Origin of the sequence: Micromonospora sp. NPDC049891 (genome assembly GCF_040660295.1) — a bacterium.
In the GTDB taxonomy this organism is placed as follows: Bacteria; Actinomycetota; Actinomycetes; order Mycobacteriales; family Micromonosporaceae; genus Micromonospora.
The window spans coordinates 1-5,375 of sequence record NZ_JBFAML010000061.1 but is presented as its reverse complement, the minus strand read 5'-3'; the positions used below and the strand labels follow the sequence as shown (position 1 = coordinate 5,375).

Below are 5,375 nucleotides of genomic sequence, written 5' to 3'. Positions count from 1 at the left end.
TGTCCGGCGGTGTCCTACTCTCCCACACCCTCCCGGGTGCAGTACCATCGGCGCTGGAGGGCTTAGCTTCCGGGTTCGGAATGAGACCGGGCGTTTCCCCTCCGCCATGACCGCCGTAACCTTATCAACATGTCAAACAACACCAACACCAACAAACCTTGTCGGGGTGTCTGTTTGTTTGTTGTGAGTTACACAGTGGACGCGAGCAGAATCTTTGTAGTCAAGTCCTCGGCCTATTAGTACCGGTCAACTGAACCCGTTACCGGGCTTACATTTCCGGCCTATCAACCCAGTCGTCTAGCTGGGGGCCTTACCCATCCGAAGATGGTGGGATACCTCATCTTGAAGCAGGCTTCCCGCTTAGATGCTTTCAGCGGTTATCCCTTCCGAACGTAGCTAACCAGCCGTGCCCCTGGCGGGACAACTGGCACACCAGAGGTTCGTCCGTCCCGGTCCTCTCGTACTAGGGACAGCCCTTCTCAAGTATCCTACGCGCACGGCGGATAGGGACCGAACTGTCTCACGACGTTCTAAACCCAGCTCGCGTACCGCTTTAATGGGCGAACAGCCCAACCCTTGGGACCTGCTACAGCCCCAGGATGCGACGAGCCGACATCGAGGTGCCAAACCATCCCGTCGATATGGACTCTTGGGGAAGATCAGCCTGTTATCCCCGGGGTACCTTTTATCCGTTGAGCGACACCGCTTCCACACGCAAGTGCCGGATCACTAGTCCCGACTTTCGTCCCTGCTCGACCCGTCAGTCTCACAGTCAAGCTCCCTTGTGTACTTGCACTCAACACCTGATTGCCAACCAGGCTGAGGGAACCTTTGGGCGCCTCCGTTACCCTTTAGGAGGCAACCGCCCCAGTTAAACTACCCACCAGACACTGTCCCTGAACCGGATAACGGTCCGAAGTTAGATACCCGAATCAACCAGAGTGGTATTTCAAGATTGCCTCCACCCATACTGGCGTATGAGCTTCACCGGCTCCCACCTATCCTACACAAGCCGACTCAAATACCAATGTCAAGCTATAGTAAAGGTCCCGGGGTCTTTCCGTCCTGCCGCGCGTAACGAGCATCTTTACTCGTACTGCAATTTCGCCGGGCCTGTGGTTGAGACAGTGGGGAAGTCGTTACGCCATTCGTGCAGGTCGGAACTTACCCGACAAGGAATTTCGCTACCTTAGGATGGTTATAGTTACCACCGCCGTTTACTGGCGCTTAAGTTCTCCGCTTCGCCCCGAAGAGCTAACAGGTCCCCTTAACGTTCCAGCACCGGGCAGGCGTCAGTCCATATACATCGAATTACTTCTTCGCATGGACCTGTGTTTTTAGTAAACAGTCGCTTCCCCCTGCTCTCTGCGGCCATACAACGCTCCACCCGCGCGGGGCTTCACGTCTCCGGCCCCCCTTCTCCCTAAGTTACGGGGGCAATTTGCCGAGTTCCTTAACCACAGTTCGCCCGATCGCCTCGGTATTCTCTACCTGACCACCTGTGTCGGTTTGGGGTACGGGCCGCTCGGAACTCGCTAGAGGCTTTTCTCGGCAGCATAGGATCACTGACTTCACCTGAATCGGCTCGGCATCACGTCTCAGCCACATGACGTGCGGATTTGCCTACACGTCGGCCTACACGCTTACCCCGGCACAACCACCGGCCGGGCTCAGCTACCTTCCTGCGTCACCCCATCGCTTGACTACTACCCGCCAGGTTCCCACGCTCCCCAACCTCAACCCGAAGGTCTTGGCCGGTTTGGGTGGTTAGCACAACGAGGTTCATCAGGGACGCTCCTTCGCGGGTACGGGAATATCAACCCGTTGTCCATCGACTACGCCTCTCGGCCTCGCCTTAGGTCCCGACTCACCCAGGGCGGATTAACCTGGCCCTGGAACCCTTGGTCATCCGGCGGAAGGGTTTCTCACCCTTCTTTCGCTACTCATGCCTGCATTCTCACTCGTGCCGCGTCCACAACTGGGTCACCCCGCTGCTTCACCCCCGGCACGACGCTCCCCTACCCACCCACACACCTGGATGCCCACCCAAAGGCAGACACCGGGCACAGTGTGAGTGCCACAGCTTCGGCGGTGTGCTTGAGCCCCGCTACATTGTCGGCGCGGAACCACTTGACCAGTGAGCTATTACGCACTCTTTAAAGGGTGGCTGCTTCTAAGCCAACCTCCTGGTTGTCTATGCGACCCCACATCCTTTTCCACTTAGCACACGCTTAGGGGCCTTAGCTGGTGATCTGGGCTGTTTCCCTCTCGACTACGAAGCTTATCCCCCGCAGTCTCACTGCCGCGCTCTCACTTACCGGCATTCGGAGTTTGGCTGATTTCGGTAAGCTTGTGGGCCCCCTAGACCATCCAGTGCTCTACCTCCGGTAAGAAACACGCGACGCTGCACCTAAATGCATTTCGGGGAGAACCAGCTATCACGGAGTTTGATTGGCCTTTCACCCCTAACCACAGGTCATCCCCCAACTTTTCAACGTTGGTGGGTTCGGCCCTCCACACGGTCTTACCCGCGCTTCAGCCTGCCCATGGCTAGATCACTCCGCTTCGGGTCTAGAACATGCGACTCAAACGCCCTCTTCAGACTCGCTTTCGCTACGGCTCCCCCACACGGGTTAACCTCGCCACATGCCACTAACTCGCAGGCTCATTCTTCAAAAGGCACGCCGTCACCCCGCAAGGCTCCGACGGATTGTAGGCGAACGGTTTCAGGTACTATTTCACTCCCCTCCCGGGGTACTTTTCACCATTCCCTCACGGTACTCGTCCGCTATCGGTCACCAGGAAGTATTTAGGCTTACCAGGTGGTCCTGGCAGATTCACGGCAGATTTCAGGAGTCCGCCGCTACTCGGGAACACCCACAGAAGACCAGCTGCTTTAACCTACCGGACTATCACCGTCTACGGTCAGCCTTTCCAGACCATTCAGCTAACAACTGGCTTTATAACTCCTCACACGAGTGTCAGCTCGTGTAGCAGGGTCCCACAACCCCGACCACGCAACCCCTGACAGGTATCACACGCAACCGGTTTAGCCTCAATCCGCTTTCGCTCGCCACTACTCACGGAATCACTATTGTTTTCTCTTCCTACGGGTACTGAGATGTTTCACTTCCCCGCGTTCCCTCCACACACCCTATGAGTTCAGGTGCAGGTGACATCACATGACTGATGCCGGGTTACCCCATTCGGACACCCTGGGATCACAGCTCGGTTGACAGCTCCCCCAGGCCTATCGCGGCCTCCCACGTCCTTCATCGGCTCCTGGTGCCAAGGCATCCACCGTTCGCCCTTGACAACTTGACCACAAAGATGCTCGCGTCCACTGTGCAATTCTCAACAAACAACCAACCCACAACCCACCACCCCACACCAGCAACACCACCCACAACAGGGCAACATCCGGTATGCGAGGCCAGGCCATGCCTGGCAGCCGACGAACCCGAAAGTCCGCACTCAGCCTCTGAAACAACAACCAACGGTTGTTCCTTCAGGACCCAACAGGGTGCTATCCGCCAACCACCAGCCGCACCAAAACCACTCGTTCCACACCAACCCGAAGATCAGCAGTACTAGACAGTTCCGGCCGTTGCCGGCGCCGACTCGCCAGTGTCTCCGCCAATTGAGCACCCCGACCCGACATTCGCAGATCGCGGGCTCCATACCAGCCTTCGCTGGATGGTGCTCCTTAGAAAGGAGGTGATCCAGCCGCACCTTCCGGTACGGCTACCTTGTTACGACTTCGTCCCAATCGCCAGCCCCACCTTCGACGGCTCCCTCCACAAGGGTTGGGCCACCGGCTTCGGGTGTTGCCGACTTTCGTGACGTGACGGGCGGTGTGTACAAGGCCCGGGAACGTATTCACCGCAGCGTTGCTGATCTGCGATTACTAGCGACTCCGACTTCACGGGGTCGAGTTGCAGACCCCGATCCGAACTGAGACCGGCTTTTTGGGATTCGCTCCACCTCACGGTATCGCAGCCCATTGTACCGGCCATTGTAGCATGCGTGAAGCCCTGGACATAAGGGGCATGATGACTTGACGTCATCCCCACCTTCCTCCGAGTTGACCCCGGCAGTCTCCCATGAGTCCCCAACCGAATTGCTGGCAACATGGGACGAGGGTTGCGCTCGTTGCGGGACTTAACCCAACATCTCACGACACGAGCTGACGACAGCCATGCACCACCTGTCACCGGCCCCGAAGGACCCCACATCTCTGTGAGATTTCCGGCGATGTCAAACCCAGGTAAGGTTCTTCGCGTTGCATCGAATTAATCCGCATGCTCCGCCGCTTGTGCGGGCCCCCGTCAATTCCTTTGAGTTTTAGCCTTGCGGCCGTACTCCCCAGGCGGGGCGCTTAATGCGTTAGCTGCGGCACAGAGAACCGGAGAGGCCCCCCACACCTAGCGCCCAACGTTTACAGCGTGGACTACCAGGGTATCTAATCCTGTTCGCTCCCCACGCTTTCGCTCCTCAGCGTCAGTATCGGCCCAGAGACCCGCCTTCGCCACCGGTGTTCCTCCTGATATCTGCGCATTTCACCGCTACACCAGGAATTCCAGTCTCCCCTACCGAACTCTAGCCTGCCCGTATCGACTGCAGGCCCGCAGTTGAGCCACGGGTTTTCACAGTCGACGCGACAAGCCGCCTACGAGCTCTTTACGCCCAATAAATCCGGACAACGCTCGCGCCCTACGTCTTACCGCGGCTGCTGGCACGTAGTTGGCCGGCGCTTCTTCTGCAGGTACCGTCACTTGCGCTTCGTCCCTGCTGAAAGAGGTTTACAACCCGAAGGCCGTCATCCCTCACGCGGCGTCGCTGCATCAGGCTTCCGCCCATTGTGCAATATTCCCCACTGCTGCCTCCCGTAGGAGTCTGGGCCGTGTCTCAGTCCCAGTGTGGCCGGTCGCCCTCTCAGGCCGGCTACCCGTCGTCGCCTTGGTAGGCCATCACCCCACCAACAAGCTGATAGGCCGCGAGCCCATCCCAAGCCGAAAAACTTTCCACCACCAGCCATGCGGCCAGCAGTGAATATTCGGTATTAGCCCCCGTTTCCGAGGGTTATCCCAAAGCCTAGGGCAGGTTGCTCACGTGTTACTCACCCGTTCGCCGCTCGAGTACCCCGAAGGGCCTTTCCGCTCGACTTGCATGTGTTAAGCACGCCGCCAGCGTTCGTCCTGAGCCAGGATCAAACTCTCCAACAAAAACCTGGAAAATCCATCCCAGCAACAAACAAAATTGTTGCCAAAGGAATCCAAACCAACCAGACAAAAACCTGGCCAGCCCGGGAATCAAACAATTTGGCACTGGCTTATCAAGCACCCTGTTGAGTTCTCAAAGAACAACCACACACC

The 5,375-nt window shown here is 57.7% G+C and carries 3 rRNA genes; all 3 read right to left on the bottom strand.

Annotated features, from left to right (window positions below):
• Position 1: 1 nt before the first annotated feature.
• A 5S ribosomal RNA gene (gene rrf / locus AB0I71_RS32290) occupies positions 2–118 on the bottom strand.
• Between the two features lie 98 nt (positions 119–216).
• Positions 217–3,324, bottom strand: a 23S ribosomal RNA gene (locus AB0I71_RS32285).
• Positions 3,325–3,710: 386 nt separating this feature from the next.
• Positions 3,711–5,225: ribosomal RNA gene (locus AB0I71_RS32280) — 16S ribosomal RNA — on the bottom strand.
• Together the 16S, 23S and 5S rRNA genes form the textbook arrangement of a ribosomal RNA operon.
• Positions 5,226–5,375 lie beyond the last annotated feature (150 nt).